Source organism: Salinicola sp. MH3R3-1 (genome assembly GCF_001937155.1).
Lineage (GTDB): Bacteria > Pseudomonadota > Gammaproteobacteria > Pseudomonadales > Halomonadaceae > Salinicola > Salinicola halophyticus.
Window position 1 is genome coordinate 100,579 of the sequence record NZ_MSDP01000011.1, and the last position, 20,251, is coordinate 120,829.

Consider the following 20,251-nt stretch of genomic DNA (forward strand, 5'->3'; position numbering starts at 1 on the left):
AGCTGCCATGACGTTTGGCCTATTCGAATGGTGGCCGTTTCGCGTCGAGCCCTGATCCTGTCACGCCTTTGATTTCGAGTTCCCTGATTTGAATTTCTCTGATTTGAATTTCCCTGATTTGAATTTCCCTGACTCGAGTTTTCTGGATTCGAGCCACCCAGCAGGAGTCGCGCGAGAGTTATGTCGCACCATTATCGTCTGATCGTCTCATGCCCCGATCGCGTCGGGATCGTCTCTCGCGTGGCAGGATTCATCGCGGCACAAAACGGTTCGATCATCGAAGCCAACCAGCACTCCGACCTAGACGTCGGACGCTTCTTCATGCGTTACGATATTCAGTCGGATACCTTGAGTGCCGAGGCCTTTCGGCAAGCATTCGCGCCCATTGCCGAAGCGTTCGAGATGACCTGGCGGCTCACCGATTCCGCCCGCCGTCAGCGCGTGGTCATCATGGTCTCGCGAGAATCCCACTGTCTGGTCGATCTGCTTTATCGCTGGTCGGTCGGGGAGCTCGACTGCGATATTCCCTGCGTGATCTCCAACCATGAGGCGTTGCGCTCGCTGGTGGAGTGGTACGGGATAGCGTTTCATCACGTCCCGGTGGATCCCGACGACAAGACTCCCGCCTTTGCCGAGACCGAACGTCTGATCGAGGCCGCACAGGCCGATAGCGTGGTACTCGCCCGGTACATGCAGATCCTGCCACCCGATATCTGCCAGCGCTATGCGGGCCGAGTGATCAATATCCATCACAGCTTCCTGCCGTCCTTCGCCGGCGCCAAACCGTACCACCAGGCGTTCGAGCGTGGCGTCAAGCTGATTGGTGCCACCTGTCACTTCGTCACCGAAGATCTGGACGCCGGGCCGATCATCGAGCAGGACATCCAGCGCGTCTCGCACTGCCACACGCCCCAGGATCTGGTGCGCCTGGGTCGCGACGTGGAAAAGGCCGTGCTCGCCCGCGGCTTGCGCTGGCACCTGCAGGATCGGGTGCTCGTTCAGGGTAACAAGACCGTGGTTTTTTCCTGACGCCGCTAGCGCCGAGAACGGTCGCCCGACGCGAGGAGACGAGCGACGGCGGGCTGCGAGGTGGCAGCGAGATGGCAGCGAGAGACACGAGGCGATAACGCTCAGACCGCGTCCGTCGGGTCGATGTCCTGGAACAGCGTCAGCTGGCGTTGATCCTGCTCCGGCAGCAGGCGCACGCCGACGCCCAACAGTCTGACCGGCCGTTCCCCGCGATGCCAGGCGCTCTCGAGCAGCTCGTGAAACCGCGCGTCGATGATCCCGCTGGCGCCGGTTTCCTGGGTGGTGCTGGCGAAGTCGTTGAAGCGTACCTTGATGAACTGCTTGTTGATGGCGGGATCGCCGTGCCGCGCCAGCCGTTCGTGCAGTTTCTCGATCAGCGGTATCAGTGCCTGATGGCAACTGGCCAGCGCGGGCAGATCGCGATCATAGGTGGTTTCGACGCTGACCGACTTGCGTTCGCGGTAGACATTGACAGGTCGCTCGTCGACACCCTGGGCCAGTTCGTGAAGCCGCCGTCCGAACTTGCCGAACTGATCGAGTAATCGGTCCAGCGGCTGGGCGCGTAGATCGGCGCAATTGGCGATGCCCAGCGAGTCGAGCTTGGCGGCGGTGGCCGGCCCGACGCCGTGAAGTTTCTTGACCGGCAGGTCGGTGATGAAGGACTCCGTCTGGTCGGGGGGAATCACGAACAGGCCGTCGGGTTTGTCCCAGTCGCTGGCGATCTTGGCAAGAAACTTGTTGGGCGCGACTCCGACCGAGATCACGATGCCGGTTCTCGCCAACGCTTCCTGCTTCAGCCACTGGGCCATCCAGGTAGCACTGCCTTGAAAGCGGGTGACCTCGGTGACGTCGAGGTAGGCCTCGTCGAGAGACAGCGGTTCGACCCACGGTGTCAGTTCATGGAAGATGGCCTGAATCTGCTGCGAGACATCTCGATACTTGTTGAAGTCCGGTGGCAGAATTTTCAGCTGAGGGCAGAGTCGCAATGCTCTGGCCGTGGGCATGGCCGAATGCACGCCGTAGTGTCGAGCGGGATAGTTGCAGGTCGCGACAACACCACGACGATCGGCGCTGCCGCCGATCGCCAGAGGGACTTCCTTCAGCGCGGGATCGTCGCGCATTTCGACAGCGGCGTAGAAACAGTCGCAGTCGGCGTGCAGAATCTTGCGCATGTCGCTAGAAGCGCGCGATCAATGCAGGCCGGCGCCGTTGCCGCCACGGATGACGCCGACGCCAAGCCCTTCGATTTCGAGATGCTGATGCTCGAGGTCGATCACGATCGGTTCGAAGTCGGGATTCTCGGCGAGCAGCGTGACGCGGCGCCCTTCACGCTGGAAGCGTTTGACGGTGACATCGTCCTCGAGCCTTGCGACGACGATCTGGCCGTTGCGAATCTGCTGAGTACGGTGAACGGCGAGCAGGTCGCCATCGAAAATACCGGCGTCTTTCATGGAGAGACCGCGAACTCTCAGCAGATAGTCCGCGCTCGGCGAGAAATAGTCAGCCGGTAGCGGGCAGTAGCGATCGATATGTTCGGTGGCGAGCATCGGGCTACCGGCGGCTACGCTCCCGATGATCGGCAGGCCGAGGGGGGAAGCCTCCTCCGGTTCGGGCTCGACGGCACTCGCCGGCAGACGAATGCCGCGGGAGGTGCCCGGGATCATCCGAATCACGCCTTTGCGATCCAGTGCGCGCAGATGCTCTTCCGCGGCATTGGGGGACCGAAATCCCAGTGCCCGGGCGATTTCGGCGCGTGTCGGTGGGTAACCGAATTCGCTCATTGTCTTGACGATGAAGTCATAGACATTCTGCTGCCGTGCGGTGAGGGGTCTCGCCATCGGTCTCTCCCTTGCCCGTGTCGATATGCCAGTCAGGCGTGTGCGGGCCTTTCGAATTGCCAGGCATGTACTGGCCTGTCGAATCGCCAGGCGTTTCGAACTTGGCATGCTACCAGGCGTGTTCATGTATACAGCCTGGAATTGTATCCAGTCATCCTCGATGAGGGAAGGGGCTTTATCGCTCCAGACTGGACCTGACGATGGGCTGGCCGAATGCCTGATTGTGCGGGCTGTCCCCGAATGATTAGAATCATGACCGTTCTAAGTCGTTGTTCTCAGGCGCGAGGTATGAGATGGCTTTACCCGATACCGTTACTCGCATTCTCGATACGGCGGAGATCCTGTTCGCCGAGAAGGGTTTCGCCGAAACCTCGCTGCGCAATATCACTACCCGGGCCAAGGTGAATCTGGCTGCGGTTAACTACCATTTCGGATCCAAGAAGTCGCTGATCCAGGCGGTATTCGCCCGCTACCTCGATCCGTTCGCGGCGCGTCTCAATACGGCGCTCGATGAACTGGAGTCCCGCTATCGAGGTAAGCAGATCCCGCTCGAGGTCCTGCTCGAGCAGCTTGCCACCAGCGTTCTGGAGGTGCCCGCCGAGCGCAATAGCCTCAAGATATTCATGAAGCTGCTCGGGCTCGCCTATACCCAGGCTCAGGGGCATCTGCGGCGTTATATTCAGGAGCACTACGGCGAAACCTTTCATCGCTTCGTCGAGTGCCTGCGCCTGGCAACGCCGGATTTACCGGACGTCGAGCGATTCTGGCGGCTGCATTTCATGCTGGGCACGGTGGTCTTCACGCTCTCCGGCCTGGATGCGCTGCGCGATATCGCCGACAACGAATATCAGGATCATATGACGGTACGCGAGCTAATCCGGCATCTGCGCCCGGTGGTGGTTGCCGGCATGCAGGCGCCGCTCCCCGCCGCGCTGGAGGCGCACGCACCGCTGGCCGATTGAAGCGATAGAACCGACGCCACAAGGCGGGTGCCATAGGGCGCCAGAACAGGACGTCGGAACAGGGCGTCGAAACATGGCGTCAGAACAGGGCCTCGGAATAGCTTGTCCGGATGGCCTTGCGTCACGCTGCCTCTGTCATGCGTCTTCGGTGTCGTCTAGAATCGGGCGCTCAATGGTCTCAGGTGTTTGCTATGACTCAACCTCTCGGTCCGGTCATGCTGGATGTGGAAGGCACGCGGCTGCGTGATGAGGAGCGCCAGTTGATCTCCCGCCCGGAGGTCGGTGGCGTCTTGCTGTTTGCCAGAAATACGCCGGATGTCGCCACCACCCAGGCGCTGATCGGCCAGATTCGCGAATGTCGTCCCGATATCCTGGTGGCCGTCGATCAGGAAGGTGGCCGCGTACAGCGCCTGAAGGATGGCGTGACGCAGATACCGGCCATGGCGACGCTGGGTCGTCAGTTCGCCGAGTCTCCCGAAGCCGCACTGACGCTTACGCAGGACACCGGTTGGCTGCTGGGCATGGAGATGGCGGCCTGCGGTTTCGATCTGACCTTTGCCCCGGTTCTCGACCTCGATGACGATCAGTCGCCGGCGATCGGGTCGCGCAGCTTTTCGCCGGATCCCGAAGTGGTGAGCGCGCTGGCTGGCGCTTTCGTCGATGGGCTGCACGAATCGGGCCTGGTCGCGATCGGCAAGCATTTCCCGGGTCACGGCGGGGCGCGTCAGGATTCTCATTTTAAGATTGCCGAAGATCCACGGCCGTTGGCCGCTCTGCGAGAGCACGACCTGATCCCGTTCGCCCGGCTGGCAGGCAAGCTCGACGGGATCATGCCGGCGCACGTCATTTACTCCGCTTTCGACGATCGGCCGGCCGGCTTCTCCCCCAGCTGGCTGGGCATGCTGCGTGAAGAGCTGGGTTTCAAGGGCGCGATCTTCTCGGATGATCTGACGATGGCCGCGGCCCACGCCGCCGGAACGCCGGGTGAACGCGCCGAGGCGGCCTGGAATGCCGGTTGCGATATGGCGGTGATCTGCAATGCCCCCGCCGACGCCCGCGCGGTGGTCGCTGCCTGCGAAGGGCGTCAGGCCCAGCGCATTGCCAAGCTACGCTATGCCCGCGCTCGTCCCAGCCTGGAGTCACTGGCGGCTATCTCCCGCTGGCGGCGTACCCATGCTCGTCTCAATGCGCTCAATGAGTCCGAATGAGCGATAGCGCTACGATATTTTCCACGGTGGCAGTGTCCTGCTCTGCCGCCGCGTTTTTTCCTGGTGAATGGTAAACAATGACTGATACTCCACCGATCAATGCCTTGAGTTCGATGCAGGATGTGATGGACAACGCGGACTGCCTGATCGACCAGGTTCAGGTCGAGCAGGCGCTGGATCGCATGGCGGCCGATATCACGCGCACACTGGGCGACAAGCTCCCCGTCTTTTACTGCGTCATGAACGGCGGGCTGATTACCACCGGGCACTTGCTGACCCGGCTCGGATTCCCGCTGGAAGTCGACTATCTCCATGCCACGCGATATCGCGGCGGCATTCGCGGCGGCGAACTGTTCTGGCGCGTCTCGCCGGAGGTGCCGATGGCCGGCCGTCATGTGGTCATCGTCGACGACATCCTCGACGAAGGGGCGACGCTCGCCGCGATACTCGACTACTGCCGACAGGCCGGCGCTGCCAGCATTTCGACGGCGGTACTGGTCGACAAGCGTCACGACCGCAAGACCACGCCGGACCTCAAGGCCGACTACTGCGGGCTGGAAGTCGTCGACCGCTACGTGTTCGGTTTCGGCATGGACTACAAGGGTTATTGGCGCAACGCGCCGGGAATCTTTGCCCCTAAAGGTCTATGAGACGACGCTGTTAGCGTCTTACGGCTCGGCCCGTGCATGAGTCCCTTCTTCAGCCCGCTCACCGCGGGCTGAAGCGTCTCTGCAGTCCGGATTCGTTGATCATCCGGGTCGAGATCTCCTCGATCGAAAAGCGAGTCGTGTCGATGTAGGAGATATTGTGACGGCGGTAGAGCGCTTCGGCCTGGCCGATCTCCTGCATGCATTGGTCCATCGAACAGTAGCGGCTATCGGGCCGTCGCTCGGTCCGAATGGCCGCCAGCCGGCGAGCATCGATGGTCAATCCGAATAGCTTGTGGCGGTGCTTGGCCAGAGAGGGGGGCAGGTTGAGAATCCCGTTCTCGTCGAGATCGTCTTCGGTCAGCGGATAGTTGGCCGCGCGAATGCCAAACTGCAACGCCAGATAGAGCGAGGTGGGCGTCTTGCCGCAACGCGAGACGCCGATCAGGATGACGTCCGCTTCCTGGTACTGATGCGTCCTCGCCCCATCGTCGTTATCGAGGGCGAAGTTCACCGCCTCGATCCGATGCATATAGACGTCGTCACGGCCGATGGCGTGGGTGCGGCCGACGGTATAGGTGGAATGCGTCTCCAGTTCCTCTTCCAATGGCGCGAGAAAGGTGGAGAAGATATCTACCTTGAACGCCGATGCCTCGGCGACGATATTGCGGATCGCTTGATCGACGATGGTGTCGATGACGATCGGACGGATGCCGTCGCGTTCGGCGGTCGCTTCGATGATGCCGACCAGCGAGCGGGCCTTGTCGAGGGTATCGATGTAGGGCTTGGTCACCTGAATGAATTCGGTGTTTTCGAACTGCGAAAGCAGGCTGCGGCCGAGGGTCTCCGCGGTGATGCCGGTGCCGTCGGAGATGAAGAAAGCGGTGCGGGGCATGGCGTTCATCCAAGTGTGGCGATTAACCATTGTCGGCCCAAAATCCCCGCGCGAGCAACTCGTTGCCGTCGAGCAACGGCAACGGCAGCCGGTGACTACAGGAATGCTGCCAATCCCCGGATTCCTGTAGAAATACTCCAAACTCTACGCCCTTAAACTTCTGGCTAAGCCTATGACCGCCTGTTAGCTTCTGGCTCCATCACGGTGCAGCGGATCGCGCCATTTTCAGTGGACCACGTTCAATGAACCACGCCCGATGAGCCATGCTCAATGAGCGTTGTTCGATGAACCGCGATCAGACGCGATCATCAGCGACGAACAGTGGCCAGTCGAGACGACCAGGAGATGACTTTGGAACCCTTCATCATTACCTTCGAGCAACTGGGAATGTCCGACGTCGAACGCGTCGGGGGCAAGAACGCCTCACTCGGGGAGATGATCTCCAACCTGGCGGATGCGGGGGTTACCGTCCCGGGCGGCTTTGCTACCACGGCCCACGCCTATCGCGAGTTTCTCGCTCATGACGGGCTGAACGATAGAATCAATGCCGAGCTTTCCCGCCTCGACGTCGATGACACCGAGATGCTGGCCAAGGTGGGCGAGAAAGTGCGTCAGTGGGTGATCGACACGCCGCTACCCCCGGCTTTCGAACAGGCGCTGGCAGACGCTTATCAGACGCTGCAGACCAGGCATCCCCAGCTCAAGGTGGCGGTTCGGTCGTCGGCCACCGCCGAAGATCTGCCCGACGCCTCGTTCGCCGGCCAGCAGGAAACCTTTCTCAATATCGACGGCTTCGACAACGTCAAACGGGCGGTTCACGAAGTCTTCGCCTCGCTGTTCAACGATCGCGCCATCTCCTATCGCGTTCACCGCGGCTATGCCCACGAGAACGTCGCACTGTCGGCCGGGATCCAGAAGATGGTCCGCTCCGAGACGGCAGCAGCCGGCGTGATGTTCACGCTCGACACCGAATCCGGCTATCGCGATGCGGTATTCGTCACCGGCGCCTGGGGTCTGGGCGAGACGGTGGTGCAGGGCGCGGTCAACCCCGACGAGTTCTACGTCCACAAGCCGACGCTGGCCGCCGGCCGACCGGCCGTACTGCGCCGCACGCTGGGATCCAAGCGGCTCAAGATGGTCTATACCGACGATACGGCCGCGGGTCGCTCGGTCAAGACCGTCGACGTCGCGCATGCGGATCGCCAGCGTTTCTGCTTGAGCGATGACGACGTCATGGAGCTGGCGCGCCAGGCGGTGACCATCGAAAAGCACTACGGTCGTCCGATGGACATTGAGTGGGCGCGTGACGGTGACGACGGCAAGCTCTATATCGTCCAGGCGCGGCCGGAGACGGTAGTATCCAATCAGCAGGTTGGCACGCTGGAACGGTTCACGCTCAAGAGCAAGAGTCGCGTGCTGGTCGAAGGCCGTGCCATTGGTCAGCGCATCGGCCAGGGCAAGGTCAAGCTGGTGGGGTCGCCGGAAGAGATGCACAAGGTGCAGCCCGGCGACGTGCTGGTCACCGACATGACCGACCCTGACTGGGAGCCGATCATGAAGCGCGCATCGGCCATCGTTACCAATCGCGGCGGCCGTACCTGCCATGCGGCGATCATCGCCCGCGAACTGGGCATTCCGGCAGTGGTCGGCTGTGGCGATGCCACCGAGTTGCTGCAGGACAACGTGGAGGTGACGGTCTCCTGCGCCGAGGGCGACACGGGGCACGTCTATCAGGGCAAGCTCGAGTACGATTGCCAGACCACCAGCGTCGACGGCATGCCGGAGATCCCGTTCAAGATCATGATGAACGTGGGCAACCCGGACCGAGCCTTCGCTTTCGCGGGACTGCCCAATGAGGGGATCGGTCTGGCGCGGCTGGAATTCATCATCAATCGCATGATCGGGGTGCATCCGCGCGCGTTGATGGATTACGACAAGCTCTCGCCTGACCTCAAGCAGACCATCGACCTGCGCACCGCCGGCTACGCCGACCCGGTCAGTTTCTATGTCGATCGCCTGGTCGAGGGGATTTCGATGCTGGCGGCGGCGTTCTATCCCAAGCGCGTGATCGTGCGGCTGTCGGACTTCAAGTCCAACGAATACGAAAATCTGATCGGCGGCAAGCTCTACGAGCCGGGCGAAGAGAACCCGATGTTGGGTTTCCGCGGCGCATCCCGCTATATTTCGGACGATTTTCGCGCCTGCTTCGAGCTGGAATGTCGAGCACTGAAGCGTGTTCGCGACGAGATGGGGCTCACCAACGTCGAGATCATGGTGCCGTTCGTGCGCACGCCCGCCGAGGGCAAGGCTGTCGTCGATCTGCTCGAGGCCAACGGCCTCAAGCGCGGGGCCTCTTCATCTCCCGAAGATCAGGGTTTGAAGGTCATCATGATGTGCGAGCTGCCATCCAATGCGCTGCTGGCGGATGAGTTTCTCGAGCACTTCGATGGCTTCTCCATCGGTTCCAACGATTTGACCCAGTTGACGCTGGGGCTGGATCGGGATTCCGCGATCATCGCGCACCTGTTCGATGAGCGGGATCCGGCGGTCAAGAAGCTCTTGTCGATGGCGATTCAAGCCTGCAAGGCGCAGGGTAAGTACGTGGGCATCTGCGGTCAGGGGCCTTCCGACCATCCGGAGCTGGCCAAGTGGCTGATGGAGCAGGGGATCGATTCCGTCTCCCTGAATCCTGATGCGGTACTCGAAACCTGGTTCATGCTGGCGGGCGAAACGCTGGGCTGAGTTCGGCGGCGGAATCATCGAGCCGGCGCGATATCCTCGCGCCGGCTTTTTTTGGGTGCGGATATGCCAAGCTGACTGCCTGCCGGGCCGCGAGCCGCTTCTCCTCAGGACCGTAGCCAGTTGCGCAGCTTGACCAGCAGCAGTTCGCCATCCGACATCTCGCGTCGCTCTGCGAGAATGCTGGTCAGCGTCTCGGGCCGATCGGTAATGATGTTGTCGACACCCATGTCGATATAGCGTGACATGTCGCCGATGCCGTTGACGGTCCACACCGCGACACTTCGGCCGGTGCCGTGGATGGTCCGTAACAGGCTCGGTGTCGCCTGGGTGTGGCGCAGGCCGATGATGTCGGCATCGGTGGTATTGAGCGCGCCGGGGAGCACGAACTGCATGAACAGCGTGGTGCGCATATCGGAGTCGATCGCTTTGACCCTGTCGATGATGTCCGGCGAAAGCGAAGCGATGACGGCATGCTCGCTCATGTGGCTGGCCTTCAACTGCGCAATGACCTTGCGCGTCAGTTCCTCGGCGGTGCCGTGGGCAGGCTTGAGCTCAACGTAGAGCCCGATGCGGCCCTGGGCGTTGTCGAGTACCTGCTGAAAGGTGGGGATGCGCTCGCCGATGAAGGCGTCGCCGAAGTAGGAGCCCACATCGACCCGTTCGATCTCCGCAAGCGTCATGTCGCTGATGTTGCGATCGACCCCGGTCAGCCGACTCAGATTGTTGTCGTGCGAGACCACCACCTGACCATCGCTGCTCAGACGCACATCCAGCTCGAGATAGTCCGCTCCGTCGGCGATGGCTTGATTCATCGATGCCATCGTGTTTTCCGGTGCCACCAGCGAGCTGCCGCGATGCGCGGTGATGGTGACGTGATCGTTGATCTCGAACCCGTGCAGTATCCAGCCCGCCTGGCCCAGGGCAAACACCAGCAGCAGGATCTCTGCGCCCCAGGCGATGACCCCGGTGCGCCGCGGCGTGGAAGACTGACGGAATACCGTCGCTCGACCGGTAGCGCGATGGTAAAGCGTGATCACCAGCATGCTGTTGGCGGCGATGCCCAGAAAGGTGAGGGCGATCGTGGCGACGATATAGAACGCCAAGTAGGCCAGCATCGCGGGGACCAGCACGCTGTTGCGTTCGGGCAGGTTGCCGAGCAGGATGCCGCCCAGGGTATTGAACCCGACGCTGAAGACGATCGGAATGGCGGCCACGACCAGAGCGATGCCGACGACCGTCAGCGCCATCCGTAGACGCCGTCCTTGGGTCAGTTCACGGCTGCGGCGCAGCGCGGCAACCGGCTTGAGGCCGTCGAGCATCATGGCGGGCAGTGCCAGAAACCAGCGGAAGTAGAGCTTGGCGCTGAGCAGCACCAGGACCAGCAAGATGGGCGCGGCGAAAGCCAGAAACTCCCACAGTACCGGCGGCTTGAGATGAATCAGGATGTAGGGTTCGATATCGCCGAGCATGGCGCCGTACAAATGGGCCAGGCCGATGGCGAAGGGTGCCGCGAGCAACAGATGGCTGCCGACCTGGAGGAACGTCAGGGTCACCAGCGCCGGAAAGCGTTTTAGCACATGCCAGAGCGACCCCATCGCCACTCGATAGCGGTTGCCGGCCGGACTCGAGACCACCAGCATCATGCCGGCCTGCTGGAGGAAGATCACCAGAAAGCTGAGCACGATGGCCGTCAGCAGCCAGATCAAGCCCCAGGGGGAAAGCGCCACGTCCGCGATCTGGTTATTGCTGAGTACCGGACGACCGATGCGCTGAAGCAGGCCGGAGAGCGTGTTGGCCGATAGCGGCACCCAGACTGCCGATGCCAGCAACGTGAAGAAGAGATGGAAAACGACCAGAGAGCGTAGATGGGCGCGGATCTGGCGGGCGATGTCTTGAATCAGCGAGCGAGGAGCTAACATGGCGTCGAGGCGGCGTTCCTTCCTGGATCGAGTGGGCTCGGCGATGATGGCGGCGAGAAAGCGTGTGTCTGTAATGTTGTCGTCAAACCGTTATCAGTTTTGTCGTCAAACCCTCATCTTTGCAAGTTCAGCCGCCGACAGTCGAAAAGGTCGCCCAAGGGCGACCGGAAGACGACATGAATGGAATGGCGATAATGCGCTCTTAGACGTTTCGGAGCTTGCGTTCAGGGCAAGCGACGCTCAGAACATCCAGCCGACAGAAGCGGTGAAAGAGTCGATCTGGTAATCGCTGTCGAAGTCGTAGCGCTCGTATTCGGCGCGGACCAGCAGCGGACGGAAGTTGAGCTGAGCGCCCGCCCCATAGACGGGGTCGATGCCGTCATTGTCGTCCATATGGGCCGAGGCACTGTCGAGATGACCGGTGACATCGGTTTTCCATTTGGCCATGCCAGCCTTGGCGAAGAGTTCGAGCCAGTCGGTCACCGGCAGCTTGCCGACGAGACTCAGGCCATAGGCATGACTTTCGAGATCGGCGCTCGATCCATCATTGCCCTCGAGCCGGGTCTTGCCGAGATCGGCGTAGAAGGCCTCGGTGGCGAAATACCGGTTGTACTCGTAGCCGACGAACGCCTTGTAGACATTGTCATCATCGTCGTCGATATCGAAGTCGTCGCTACCGGATTCGATGAAGTCGCCGACATCGCCGTCATCATTCTTCAGCGAGCTGAAGCCGGTTCCCACGCCGAGATAAAGGCCGTCGGCATTGGCCGCCTGCGCCGTGGGCGCGACCAGAAGCAGCGGTGCTGCCAGAAACATGGGGCAGAGGGCGGCCGGCAAAGCCAGCCAGGCTTGGATCTTCATCGTTGATCTCCTGATTCGAGTCCGGGTGGACTTCCCGGAACCGTGTCCTGTCGTGTCGCCACGATGGCAGACGCAGCCGTGAGAATAATGAACAGCGTTTGACTATTCAACGAGACTCGCGTCGGTTCGTGAGGCAAACCAGCGTCCGAGTCGATGTCCGAGCCCCTCGCTGGATGATGGCCGGCAGAACCGGCATAAAAAAACGCCCCGCATTGGCGGGACGTTTCGGTGACCTCTTCATGAAGCTGCGAGCATCGGAAGAGTCGTATCAGGCTTCCTGGGCGGCCGGAATGATCGTTGCGGCCGCTTTCTGGAAATCCTCTATCTCATGGAAGTTCATGTAGCGGTAGATTTCTCCCGCCATGGCATTGAACTCGCCCATGGTAGCTTTGTATTCCTCGACCGTGGGCAGTCGGCCTTCTACGGCAGCGATCGCCGCGAGCTCTGCCGAAGCCAGATAGACGTCGGCGCCGTCGCCCAGACGGTTGGGGAAGTTACGTGTGGAAGTGGACACCACGGTCGATTTCGGCGCCACGCGGGCCTGGTTGCCCATGCATAAGGAGCAGCCAGGCATTTCCATGCGCGCGCCAGCCTTGCCGTAGATACCGTAGTACCCTTCCTCGGTCAACTGATGTTGATCCATCTTGGTCGGCGGTGCAAGCCACAGGCGCGTTTTCAGGCTACCGGCGGGCTGCTTCTCGAGCAATTTACCGGCGGCGCGGAAGTGGCCGATGTTGGTCATGCAGGAGCCGATGAACACTTCGTCGATCTTCTGACCGGCGACGTCGGAGAGCAGACGAGCATCATCCGGGTCGTTGGGGGCGCACAGCACCGGCTGGTCGATTTCGGCCAGATCGATTTCGATGATGGTGGCGTATTCGGCATCGGCGTCGGCGCGCATCAGACTCGGGTTTGCCAGCCAGGCTTCCATCGCTTCGATGCGGCGCTCCAGCGTGCGGCGATCGCCGTAGCCGGCGCTGATCATCCACTTCAACAGCGTGACGTTGGAGTTCAGGTACTCGGTGACGCGCTCTTCGCCCAGCGTGATGGTACAGCCGGCGGCGCTACGCTCGGCGGAGGCGTCGGAAAGCTCGAACGCCTGCTCGGCGGTGAGATCCTCGAGGCCCTCGATTTCCAGAATGCGACCGGAGAAGATATTCTTTTTGCCGGACTTGGCGACCGTCAGGTGGCCCTGCTGAATCGCGTAGTAGGGAATCGCGTGGACCAGATCGCGCAGGGTGATGCCGGGCTGGCGCTCGCCCTTGAAGCGGACCAGCACGGATTCCGGCATGTCCAGCGGCATGACGCCGGTGGCTGCTGCGAAGGCGACCAGACCCGAACCCGCCGGAAACGAGATGCCCATGGGGAAGCGGGTATGGGAGTCACCGCCGGTGCCGACCGTGTCCGGCAGCAGCATGCGGTTGAGCCAGGAGTGGATGATGCCGTCGCCTGGGCGCAGCGAGACGCCACCTCGATTCATGATGAAGTCGGGCAGCGTGTGGTGGGTCTCGACGTCGACCGGCTTGGGGTAGGCGGCGGTGTGGCAGAACGACTGCATCACCAGGTCGGCCTGGAAGCCGAGACACGCCAGATCCTTGAGCTCGTCGCGGGTCATCGGCCCGGTGGTGTCCTGGGAGCCGACCGTGGTCATCTTCGGCTCGCAGTACATGCCGGGGCGCACGCCATTCATGCCGCAGGCCTTACCGACCATCTTCTGAGCCAGAGTAAAGCCTTTGCCGGTATCGACCGGCTGTTCCGGCAGACGGAAGATAGCCGATGCCGGTAGACCGAGTTCGTTGCGCGCTTTTTCGGTGAGACCGCGACCGATGATCAGCGGGATACGGCCGCCGGCGCGCACTTCATCGAGGATGACCTGAGTCTTGAGTTCGAAGGTGGAGACCACTTCGGCACTGTCGTGGCGAGTCACCTTGCCTTCATAGGGGTAAACGTCGATGACGTCGCCCATGTCCAGCTGCTCGACGTCCATCTCGATCGGCAGGGCGCCGGCGTCTTCCATGGTGTTGAAGAAGATCGGGGCGATCTTGCCGCCGAAGCAGAAGCCGCCGGCACGCTTGTTGGGCACGTAGGGAATGTCGTCACCGAAGAACCACAGCACCGAGTTGGTGGCGGACTTGCGCGACGAGCCCGTGCCGACCACGTCACCGACGTAGGCGACCGGAAAGCCCTTGGCCTTGACCGCGTCGATCTGCGTCATGGGGCCCTTGGCGCCGGCGACTTCGGGCTCGATGCCGTCGCGCGGATTCTTGAGCATGGCGTTGGCGTGCAGCGGAATGTCGGGGCGCGACCAGGCATCCGGTGCCGGCGAGAGATCGTCGGTATTGGTTTCGCCCGGCACCTTGAACACCGCGATGCTGATCTTCTCCGGCAGGGCCGGCTTGGCCAGGAACCACTCGGCCTCGGCCCAGGATTCCAGCACGCTCTGCGCCACGGCGTTGCCATTTTTGGCGCGCTCCGCGACATCGTGAAAGGCATCGAACATCAACAGGGTGTGCTTGAGCTGCTCCCCGGCTTCCTGGGCCAACTCATTGTCATCGAGCAGTTCGACCAGCGTGGCGATGTTGTAGCCACCCTGCATGGTGCCCAGCAGCTTGACCGCGTGAATCTTGTCGATCAGCGGGGAATTCGCCTCGCCCTTGACGATGGCGGTAAGGAACCCGGCCTTGACGTAGGCGGCCTCGTCGACGCCCGGCGGCACGCGGTCGGTAATCAGTTCAAGCAGAAATGCTTCTTCGCCGGCCGGGGGCTGCTTCAACAGCTCGATCAGTTGGGCGGCCATTTCGGCATTCAACGGTTTCGGTGGCACGCCTTCCAGGGCGCGCTCCTCGACATGTTGGCGGTAAGCTTCAAGCACGGGGAGATCCTCATCGAGTGTTGGAGCCCGCATGAGCGATACGGTACAGGCGCCGCTACATGGTCACCTGCTGGTCGGCCATCAGTCGGCGGAGACAGTTCGGTTGCCATGAGCGGGTTCGGCTGCCATGGATCGGCTGCGGTGGGCGCCGCGGAGTCTACGACAAACTGTCGACAATGTTAAGAAGCGGCGACTTGGAGCGCTTTATTCCTCCGAGTAAATGACACCAATGTCTTAAAATTGGGTATCGCAGTCTGTCAGGGCAGGCGCTACCATGACGGTGATTCGTCGAGTCCACTGTGATTCAACGCATTGGGCCAGGCATCGGAGCGGCCGAGTCGGCTGCCGTCATGACGCCAGTGGCAGTGTCCTTCTTCACGGTATTTCGCGTTCTCGACGGATCGCTTCCTCGGCGTCAGTCGTAATGACTCTCGACGTCTCTCGTACCCACTTTCCAGTCGATCGACTGCCCGTCGACCGCTGAACGTCAATGACTATCGGACGAATGACTGCCAATACCGAAACCGTGACCGACGACCTGTTGCCTGCCGAACTGCTGGCGTTTTTGCCGTGCGATACACCGCAGCGCTGGATAGAGGCGGCGCTGGAGAATCCTGCGCTGCTGCTGATCGATCACGCGCAGTGTGAGAAGAAGGCCGCGTCGACGGCGATGAGTCTGATGTTTCGTTACGTCGACCGCCCCGAGCTGCTGACCAAGATGTCGCAGCTGGCGCGGGAGGAGCTGCTTCATTTCGAACAGGTGGTCGGGTTGATGCAGGAGCGCGGGATCGACTATTCGCATATTCAGGCCTCGCGTTACGCCGAAGGGCTGCGAGAGCACGTGGCGCGCGAAGAGCCGCAACGCCTGATCGACATCCTGATCGTCGGTGCCTTCATCGAAGCCCGCTCGTGTGAACGTTTCGCCCGTCTGATTCCCCATCTCGACGAGTCGCTGGCCAGATTCTATCGCTCCCTGGTGCGTTCGGAAGGTCGGCACTTCGAAGATTATCTCGGTCTGGCCGAGCGCTATGCCGGCAAAGCCTTCGTGGCGGAACGCGTTGCCCGGTTCGCCGCCCATGAACAGGCGCTGATCCAGGGCGAAGACGCCATGTTTCGCTTCCATAGCGGTGTACCCGCCCTGACGGAATGAGCGTTCGACGCCGATCACTCTGGCCGTTGTGATCGATAGCTGCCGTGATCGAAAAAAGCCGTCGAAACGGGGCGCTTCGTCGATAAGCCACTGGCGATTCCAACTTCCATCGGATAACGGATCACAATGAACCCAAGTCGAGCCACAACAACAATCGCGCTCTTCGGACATTTCAGTTATCAGCGCAACGCGCAGAGCCTGACGCAATTCAGTTACGACAAGGTCAAGGCCTTGCTGGTCTATCTGCTGCTGCAGGAAACCCCTGTCAGTCGTGCCGCGCTGGCGGAAATGCTGTGGCCGGACCAGGGCGTCAAATCGGGACGGACCAATCTTCGCCACGCCTTGCACTGTCTGCGTCACAGTCTCGGTGATCTCGCCGAGGCTTCGTTGTCCGTTACCCGTCAGACGATTACCTTCGAGCTGCCGCTCGCGGTCTCCTGGGATCTGCGGGAGGCCGAGCGGCTATTGCAACGACCGCCCACCGTCGAGACGTTGGAGCAACTGCTCGACCACTACCGCGGCGATCTGCTGGCGGAGCTGCATCTGGGGCAGTGCGTCGCCTTCCAGCAATGGCTGGTACGCACTCGGGGCGAATGGCGTCAGCGCCTGATCGAATACGCCGAGCGTGTGCTCGAGACATCGGCAGCACTGCCGGAGGCGCTGCTGCGCACACTCATTCATCGAATCCCCGACTACGGTCCCTTTCACGAGCGGCTAGTACGACAACTGGCCGAACACGGCCAGTTCGCTGCGGCACGCGAGCAGTTCAACGCCTTTCTTCAGCACCTGGCACTATCCGGGCAGCAGCCCGAGCCCGGCTTTCTGCAACTGGCGCGGTTCTGGTCCGAGGTACCCGCTCGGGGGTTGGGCGGCGACTGGCCGAATCCGGCGAGCGGGTCCACCTCCACAGGTAGCCAGCAGGGCGTCTACGGCTATGCGGCGGATGACATCGACTACCGTCAGGTCACCGTCATGGCGATCGCGCTACGCCCCGAAGAAGCCGGCAACGATCTCGGCCGGGCGCTGGCTTGCCTGAAAGCACAACAGCAGCTGTTTGCCTGGCTGGAAACCCAGTGTCGCCATCTTGGCGGTTTCTGGCAGGCCGCCGTGGGCAGCGGCATTGGGCTCGCCTGCTTTGGCACCCACGGCCCGACCCACCAACTGGCGGAGCTGGTCGCGCTGTTCGAGCACTGTCGTCAAGGGTTGTCGCATGAGCTCGAGAACGTGTGGGACGGTGGCGAACCGCCGCCGCGTTTCACGTTGACGGCCGGGTTGGATAGCGGGCGGGTGATCTGGCTGCCCGAGCGCCAGTCGATCGATCCCTTCGGTGACGTCACGCAGGTGGCGCTGGCGATGATGGCCGCCGCTCAGCGCAGCGAGCTGGTCATCTCGCTCAACGCCAGCCAGCATCTGCCGCCGGCGTTCGATCTTCAGTCCCGGCTGACGCCTCGCCTGATCAGTAGCGACGGCCGGGTTCAGCGTCGCGGACTGGTGCTCACCGCGGGCGGCGCTGGGCGCGACACGCTGCCGCCCAATCTGCTGGGCCGCGAGGGAGAGCTACGCCAGCTGCGCGATGCCCTGGCTCGGGTGTCGCTGGGGCTTCGTCAGAGTGTGCTGGTACTGGGCGATACGGGGATCGGCAAGTCCGCGCTGATGATCCATTTTCGCGAGTACCTGCAGCACGAAGATGCGGCGGTGTTCTGGCGGCCCACCACCCGGCTTTCCAGCCAGACTTCCTACGGACTGATTCAGTCATTGCTGAGGTGGCATCTCGAGCAGGAGCCGAGTCGTGAAGTCCTGGAAACCCTGATCGACCGCACCCGAACGCTCGACAAGATCGGCGGCGAGCGCCGCCAGCTCTTGATCGACGTGCTGGGGCGCGAGCCGCTGGCTCGCGAGGACGCCGACGAGGCGGTGGAGCTGGTCACGCAGCTGATCCAGGCGGTGATTCTCGAGATGACCGCCTCCCGGCGCCCGCTGGTGATCATCGTCGACGATCTGCAGTGGCTCGATGAGCCATCGCTCAAGGTGATACAGAACCTCCAGGCCAGGCTGCCGATTCATACCGCGTCGCTGCTGGTCGCCTCGCATCAGAACCGGGAGGTGCCTTCGGTCAGGTTGAACTGGGATCAACAGGTAGTGCTGGGACGCCTCGATACACGCCAGTCCTCGGACATGCTGGATTACCTGGGCCGAAAACATCGTCTCAAGCTGAATCCTCGCTTACGCCAGCAGCTGATCGAGCGCTGCGAAGGCGTTCCGCTCTACCTGCAGGAGCTCTGCCGGCGACTCGAGATCGATCGGCGCGAAGGACGCCGACTGGACGTCGCCAGTTTGCCCAGCGGCCTGCTGGGGTTGCTGGCGAGCCGGATCGATCAGTTGCAGGGCAGTCGCCAAGTGGCCCACATGGCGGCGACGTTCGGGCGACAGTTCGAGGCCGGCATGCTGCGCGAGTGCCTCGAAACCGATGACACCGCGCTCAAGGTGGCAATCGAGCAGATGCGACGATTGGAGATCATCGAGCCCTGCGAGACCTATCCCTACGATTTCCAGTTCACCCATCCCTTGCTGCAGGAAGCCGCCTATCTCTCCTGTCCGCAGGATGTGCGTATCGTGCTGCATCAGAGGGTCGTCGAGCTGATCGAGTCCCGCTACCCCGCCTGGATCAGCCGTCATCCCGGTGATTTCGCCGAACATCTGCGGCGCAGCGGGGATGCGCCCCGAGCCGCGCGCTACTTCGAGATGGCGGCGAGAGGCGCGCTCAAGGTCAGTGCCAATCGCACCGCCCTGAAGATGGCGGAATCGGGTCTCGACTGTCTGGGAACTGCCGACGGCGCCGAGCGTCAGGTCAGCTTGCTGACGGTGAAAGGGCAGGCCTGCTATGCGCTGGAGGGGCACGGTTCACCGACGGCGCACGAGAGCTTCCTGCAGGCGCAGAAGCTCTGGCAGGGTTCGCCCCTCGACGAAGAGGAGGCAAACGATCAGGCATTTCTGGTGACCTGGGGGCTATGGGTCGGGGCCAGCCAGCGCCACGCCAACCAGGAAGCGGAGTCACTGGCGCTGCAGCTGCGCGACCTGGCGCAGCGCATCGACGACGCCCGGTATCACCGTCTGGCGCTTTACGCTCGCGCCCACGGGGAATACTGGAGCGGCCAGGTCGCGCTCGCCTACGAGCATCTCGATCAGATCGATCCGCTCAATCGGCCGATGGTGCTGGAATGGCTGCCGTACTCCGATCATCCGCAGGTGGCGGCGGCCTGCTATCAGAGCTGGGCCCTGTGTCTGCGCGGCGATTACCGTCGTGCCGAACAGCAGATGGAAGCCGCCATTCGACTCGCTGAATCCGTGCGTCATCCCGGCTCGCTGGCGATGGCGCTGATCTTCGCCGCCTCGCTCTATCGCCAACTGGGTCACGTCCATCTGGCGATAGAACGCGGGCGCCGCGCCCATGAAATGACCTGCACCGCCGATCTCCAGCGCTGGCACTGGGAGGCAGAATGCGTGCTGGGATGGGGTCAGTCGTTGGCAGGGGAGGCGCAGGGCTTTCGGCGAATCGAAGATAGCGTGCGTCAGCTCAGTGAGCTGACCGGTCGCGAGCCCTGTCAGCGCCCCTTCCTCTGGTACGGCGATGCCTGCCTGGCTCTCAACGATGTGGCGCGTGCGGTGGCCTATCTCGAGCCCTGTCTGCGTCAGGCGAGATCGCGGCGTTCCCTGATGATGCCGCAGATATCGCTGCAGATGGCTCGCGCCAAGCATCGCATGGGCGACGAGATTTCAGAGGTGGCCGCGCTGATCGAGGAAGCGAGGAGCTGGGCCATCGATGCCGGCAGCCCTCACATGGAACTGAAAAGTCTCGAGATGTGGCTTTCCCTGGTCGATCCGGCAGATACCGACAAGCGGCATGCGTTGCGCTACCGGCTGGGGGAAGTGGCGCTGTCCGATGCGCCGGTGCTGACCCGCTGGCGGACACTGCTGGACAATGTCAGTGCCGCGGCCCGTCAACCGGACTATCAATTCTCGTCCTGACGTTTGGCATGGCCCCGCTGCAGAAACCGCAGGCTACAGCGCCTGGACACAGGCCGCATTGACAAAAACGCCCGGCTTCGAGCCGGGCGCTTTTTTACCATC

General features: G+C 62.1%; 13 protein-coding genes. 7 read left to right on the forward strand and 6 right to left on the reverse strand.

From position 1 onward, the window contains the following. Positions 1-180 precede the first annotated feature (180 nt). On the forward strand, positions 181-1,029 hold the full coding sequence (gene purU, locus BTW08_RS08195; protein ID WP_075562030.1) for a formyltetrahydrofolate deformylase: 849 nt from the start codon (positions 181-183) through the stop codon (positions 1,027-1,029). A 101-nt stretch (positions 1,030-1,130) separates the two neighbouring features. Here purU and dinB read toward each other — a convergent pair whose 3' ends face one another. Both dinB and lexA read right to left on the reverse strand, forming a co-directional pair. Continuing rightward, positions 1,131-2,201, reverse strand: a complete 1,071-nt coding sequence (gene dinB, locus BTW08_RS08200; protein ID WP_075562031.1) for a DNA polymerase IV — start codon at positions 2,199-2,201, stop codon at positions 1,131-1,133. A gap of 18 nt (positions 2,202-2,219) precedes the next feature. Then, positions 2,220-2,867 (reverse strand): transcriptional repressor LexA, encoded by a 648-nt coding sequence (lexA, locus tag BTW08_RS08205; RefSeq protein WP_075562032.1) that lies wholly within the window; start codon positions 2,865-2,867, stop codon positions 2,220-2,222. A 293-nt stretch (positions 2,868-3,160) separates the two neighbouring features. On the opposite strand from lexA, the gene BTW08_RS08210 reads away from it, so the two are divergent. The 3 genes from BTW08_RS08210 to BTW08_RS08220 all read left to right on the forward strand — a co-directional run bounded on the left by BTW08_RS08210 (position 3,161) and on the right by BTW08_RS08220 (position 5,687). After that, the gene (locus BTW08_RS08210) at positions 3,161-3,829 is read left to right on the forward strand and encodes a TetR/AcrR family transcriptional regulator (RefSeq protein ID WP_075562033.1); all 669 of its coding nucleotides are present in this window, start codon (positions 3,161-3,163) and stop codon (positions 3,827-3,829) included. A gap of 191 nt (positions 3,830-4,020) precedes the next feature. Further along, entirely contained in the window at positions 4,021-5,037 is a 1,017-nt protein-coding gene (gene nagZ / locus BTW08_RS08215; protein WP_075562034.1) for a beta-N-acetylhexosaminidase, read from the forward strand. A gap of 77 nt (positions 5,038-5,114) precedes the next feature. Continuing rightward, positions 5,115-5,687 carry a hypoxanthine-guanine phosphoribosyltransferase gene (locus BTW08_RS08220; RefSeq protein ID WP_075562035.1) on the forward strand — a complete coding sequence of 191 codons (573 nt, stop codon included), beginning with the start codon at positions 5,115-5,117 and terminating at the stop codon, positions 5,685-5,687. Positions 5,688-5,745: 58 nt separating this feature from the next. On the opposite strand, the gene BTW08_RS08225 is transcribed toward BTW08_RS08220, so the two are convergent. Further along, a complete protein-coding gene (locus BTW08_RS08225; protein WP_075562036.1) occupies positions 5,746-6,579 on the reverse strand; it encodes a pyruvate, water dikinase regulatory protein in 834 nt (277 codons plus the stop codon). 351 nt (positions 6,580-6,930) lie between these two features. On the opposite strand from BTW08_RS08225, the gene ppsA reads away from it, so the two are divergent. Then, the gene (gene ppsA, locus BTW08_RS08230; RefSeq protein ID WP_075562037.1) at positions 6,931-9,321 is read left to right on the forward strand and encodes a phosphoenolpyruvate synthase; all 2,391 of its coding nucleotides are present in this window, start codon (positions 6,931-6,933) and stop codon (positions 9,319-9,321) included. 104 nt (positions 9,322-9,425) lie between these two features. On the opposite strand, the gene BTW08_RS08235 is transcribed toward ppsA, so the two are convergent. The 3 genes from BTW08_RS08235 to acnB all read right to left on the reverse strand — a co-directional run bounded on the left by BTW08_RS08235 (position 9,426) and on the right by acnB (position 14,973). Continuing rightward, positions 9,426-11,240 (reverse strand): glycerophosphodiester phosphodiesterase, encoded by a 1,815-nt coding sequence (locus tag BTW08_RS08235; RefSeq protein ID WP_075562038.1) that lies wholly within the window; start codon positions 11,238-11,240, stop codon positions 9,426-9,428. Positions 11,241-11,480: 240 nt separating this feature from the next. Continuing rightward, the gene (locus BTW08_RS08240; RefSeq protein ID WP_083627760.1) at positions 11,481-12,101 is read right to left on the reverse strand and encodes a porin family protein; all 621 of its coding nucleotides are present in this window, start codon (positions 12,099-12,101) and stop codon (positions 11,481-11,483) included. Between the two features lie 268 nt (positions 12,102-12,369). Beyond that, a complete protein-coding gene (gene acnB / locus BTW08_RS08245; protein ID WP_075562039.1) occupies positions 12,370-14,973 on the reverse strand; it encodes a bifunctional aconitate hydratase 2/2-methylisocitrate dehydratase in 2,604 nt (867 codons plus the stop codon). A 505-nt stretch (positions 14,974-15,478) separates the two neighbouring features. Between acnB and BTW08_RS08250 the strand changes: the two genes are divergently transcribed. Both BTW08_RS08250 and BTW08_RS08255 read left to right on the forward strand, forming a co-directional pair. After that, complete coding sequence (locus BTW08_RS08250; RefSeq protein WP_075562040.1) at positions 15,479-16,123, forward strand: tRNA-(ms[2]io[6]A)-hydroxylase; 645 nt, start codon at positions 15,479-15,481, stop codon at positions 16,121-16,123. A 126-nt stretch (positions 16,124-16,249) separates the two neighbouring features. Continuing rightward, positions 16,250-20,149: an AAA family ATPase gene (locus tag BTW08_RS08255; RefSeq protein WP_075562041.1), complete on the forward strand. Its 3,900-nt coding sequence runs from the start codon at positions 16,250-16,252 to the stop codon at positions 20,147-20,149. Positions 20,150-20,251 lie beyond the last annotated feature (102 nt).

Bases quoted from the DNA above. Each gene is read 5' to 3' on its own strand.
- purU (WP_075562030.1), top strand. From the start codon at position 181: ATGTCGCACCATTATCGTCTGATCGTCTCATGCCCCGATCGCGTCGGG.
- dinB (WP_075562031.1), bottom strand. From the start codon at position 2,201: ATGCGCAAGATTCTGCACGCCGACTGCGACTGTTTCTACGCCGCTGTC.
- lexA (WP_075562032.1), bottom strand. From the start codon at position 2,867: ATGGCGAGACCCCTCACCGCACGGCAGCAGAATGTCTATGACTTCATC.
- BTW08_RS08210 (WP_075562033.1), top strand. From the start codon at position 3,161: ATGGCTTTACCCGATACCGTTACTCGCATTCTCGATACGGCGGAGATC.
- nagZ (WP_075562034.1), top strand. From the start codon at position 4,021: ATGACTCAACCTCTCGGTCCGGTCATGCTGGATGTGGAAGGCACGCGG.
- BTW08_RS08220 (WP_075562035.1), top strand. From the start codon at position 5,115: ATGACTGATACTCCACCGATCAATGCCTTGAGTTCGATGCAGGATGTG.
- BTW08_RS08225 (WP_075562036.1), bottom strand. From the start codon at position 6,579: ATGCCCCGCACCGCTTTCTTCATCTCCGACGGCACCGGCATCACCGCG.
- BTW08_RS08235 (WP_075562038.1), bottom strand. From the start codon at position 11,240: ATGTTAGCTCCTCGCTCGCTGATTCAAGACATCGCCCGCCAGATCCGC.
- BTW08_RS08240 (WP_083627760.1), bottom strand. From the start codon at position 12,101: ATGAAGATCCAAGCCTGGCTGGCTTTGCCGGCCGCCCTCTGCCCCATG.
- BTW08_RS08250 (WP_075562040.1), top strand. From the start codon at position 15,479: ATGACTGCCAATACCGAAACCGTGACCGACGACCTGTTGCCTGCCGAA.
- BTW08_RS08255 (WP_075562041.1), top strand. From the start codon at position 16,250: ATGAACCCAAGTCGAGCCACAACAACAATCGCGCTCTTCGGACATTTC.